This is a genomic window from Moorena sp. SIO3I6 (assembly GCF_010672095.1).
The window spans coordinates 1-2780 of record NZ_JAAHHU010000569.1; the positions used below are offsets into that span (position 1 = coordinate 1).

Annotated in this window: 2 protein-coding genes and 1 pseudogene; 1 reads left to right on the top strand and 2 read right to left on the bottom strand. The window is 44.6% G+C overall.

Annotated elements, in window-relative coordinates:
• The first annotated feature begins 249 nt into the window (after positions 1-249).
• Positions 250-1315: pseudogene (locus tag F6K49_RS39720) on the top strand (IS630 family transposase).
• 79 nt (positions 1316-1394) lie between these two features.
• On the opposite strand, the gene F6K49_RS39725 reads toward F6K49_RS39720, so the two are convergent.
• Both F6K49_RS39725 and F6K49_RS39730 read right to left on the bottom strand, forming a co-directional pair.
• Positions 1395-1517 carry a hypothetical protein gene (locus tag F6K49_RS39725; protein WP_293062760.1) on the bottom strand — a complete coding sequence of 41 codons (123 nt, stop codon included), beginning with the start codon at positions 1515-1517 and terminating at the stop codon, positions 1395-1397.
• Between the two features lie 472 nt (positions 1518-1989).
• The gene (locus F6K49_RS39730) at positions 1990-2289 is read right to left on the bottom strand and encodes a DUF4278 domain-containing protein (RefSeq protein ID WP_293062758.1); all 300 of its coding nucleotides are present in this window, start codon (positions 2287-2289) and stop codon (positions 1990-1992) included.
• Positions 2290-2780: the final 491 nt, after the last annotated feature.

Genomic DNA, 2780 nt, shown 5'->3' on the forward strand with positions numbered 1-2780 from the left:
CAAAATCAAATGATCGCGCATTCATACTTCAATTCAGCAAAGCAAAAATTCCTTGATCATCTGCCCAAAATACAAATTATTAACCTCAAAGTATTGATTGTTATAAACTTTGTAAAACTTTAGTAACAAATACCAAAAGGCGATCGCTACGAGCTGTAAGCGATCGCCTTTTAATTACCCTTCTAATCCTTATATCATGTCAGCTTAAATGCACATAATATAGAAGGTAGCATCTACTATGTTTTACTCATGCCTAAACGCCTTACTATTAGCCCCCACCTAACTATTGATGAATTGGAGCAAGGTTATCGCCAAGCCAAAACGGTAACGGAACGCTCACATTACCAAATCCTTTGGTTATTAGCCAAAGGCAACAAGAGCGAGGAGGTGGCGGCTGTAACAGGTTACAGCCGTAGCTGGATTTATGAGTTGGTTCGCAGTTACAACCACTTGGGTAATGAGGCATTAGGGGATTTACGGCGCCATAATCGAGGTGCCTTACCCAAACTTGATGATGTTCAACAAGCCCATCTGCTGCAAGCGATTCGAGGGGTAGCCCCCGATGGTGGATTGTGGAATGGACGCAAAGTGGCGGACTACCTGAGTCAGGTTCTGGGAAAGCCTGTGAGTCGGCAGCAGGGGTGGAAATATCTCAAACAGATGGAGTTTCGGCTGCGAGTTCGGAGCCCTCAGCATCAACACAGTGATGAACACGAGCAAGAAGTTTGGAAAAAAAAGTTGAGGGACGAGGTGAATCGAGTACAGATGCAATATCACGACGCCGACGTCGAAATTTGGTGTCAAGATGAGCACCGCATTGGCTTACAACCGGTGATGCGACGAGTCTGGGTCGAGTTGGGGGAAACAGCCATTGCTCGGGTTAACTGGAAGCGAGAGTGGCTATGGTTATATGCATTTGTCCAACCTCACAGCGGAGAAACCTACTGGTGGCTTTTACCCTATGTCAACACCGAGTTGTTTAATCGGGTGCTCAAGGACTTTGCTGAGCACTTCAAACTTGGCAAAAATAAGCGGGTGATTTTACCTCTCGACCAAGCGGGTTGGCATACTACTGACAAGCTGAAGGTACCCGAAGGCATTCACTTACTGCACCTGCCTCCTTATTCTCCAGAGTTGCAACCTGCTGAACGATTATGGCCGGAGCGTGAATGAGCCATTAGTAAATCAAGCCTAAGACTCGATGGCTGAAGTTGAGGAGTTGGTCTATCAACGCTGTCAGAGGCTACTCCAACAACAAGAGTTGATTCGGGGGTTAACCTTCTATGACTGGCTCCTCACGGACGAGGTCGCTTAATTATGTGCATTTAAACCGACATGATATTAGGATGAATTGACAGCGGTTTTCAATTCGGTCAGGTACAAATTTTTGGGTTTTAGGGAATAGGGAACAGGGAACAGGGAACAGAGAAGTTCATGTAGGGTGGGCAGTGCTTAATACAGATCAAATCAGCTGACAAAGCACCTTGGTAGGCACTGCCCACCTTACGATTAATCACTGGTTTATTACTAGTTCATGTCAGGTGGGCAGTGCTTAATACCGATCAGATCAGCTGACAAAGCCCGTTGGTAGGCACTGCCCACCCTACGATTAATCACTGGTTTATTACTACGATTAATCACTGGTTTATGACTAGTTCCTGTCAGGTGGGCAGTGCTTAATACGGATCAAATCAGCTGACAAAGCCCGTTGGTAGGCACTGCCCACCTGACGATTGGTCGCGATCCGCCTGGATTGCCATCTACTTAATACTTCAAGGGGTTGTAATTTATCTCAATCTTTTCAAGCCCTAATTTTTGCTGGTCGCTGTCTACAACGGCTTGCAATATACATATACCATTAACTTGATGGGGCTTGTGATTTACATCTTTCTCAACAAGCTCTACTTTTTGCTCTGAGTAGTTAGCTTTAATGAGATGCACCTGTTAGCGATTAGCGATCACCCCTTGGAGTTGGAATGACTCCCTTGCTTATCCCACACTTTGCTGATTCACTACCGGGGACTTTAAGAGTTTTGTTCCTTCCCAAATTGGGGGGCGACCGGAACCGGAATCATACCCAGAATCAGCACCGGAATCATACCCAGAATCAGCAATGCCATAAGAAATACCACGATATTTTAGGTTGACTTTGTCTTGGCCAGCTAGTAAGACATAGCCACTACCCAATCCACAATTCAGTCCTCGGTACTTGCCAGTACAGTTAACTTCTGTGGTGGTAATTTTCTTGGGATGGTATTCGTAGCTAACGCCGCGATAAGTAAGTTTCATAGTCTTTACCGTATGATGAAGTATTTTTGAGCTTCTTTAATAAATTCTTAATTATTGTCAGTTAAAAGTCAATAGACTGCACTAAGCGCGTTTATATTTGAGTTGTGAACATACTCCCAAAGGCCAAGAGGCAAGAGGCAAGAGGCAAAAGGCAAGAGGGGAAACAGATCCGGAGTTTTATTGTTCAATAAAAAAAGACCTCTTACGTTTACATCTCATTTATAAACGCGCTCATCAATGTTACATTTCGTAATATAACTTTACATGTAGACATATAATTGTCCTCTGACATCATGTCAGGATAATTACCCTTAATAAAAATCTCCCCCATCTCCCCATCTCCCCATCTCCCCATCTCCCCACACTTCCCACCCTCCCCACCCTCCCCCCGCCCGGGCCCCTTAATTATGGGTATTCCACCAGACTTGATATTATTGGTATAGCTCATAAAATAGTCGATTTGTCAACTCAAAAAATGGTTTGCCCTTGGT

Excerpts from the sequence above, each read along its gene's own strand:
- F6K49_RS39730 (WP_293062758.1), bottom strand. The coding sequence starts at position 2,289 with ATGAAACTTACTTATCGCGGCGTTAGCTACGAATACCATCCCAAGAAA.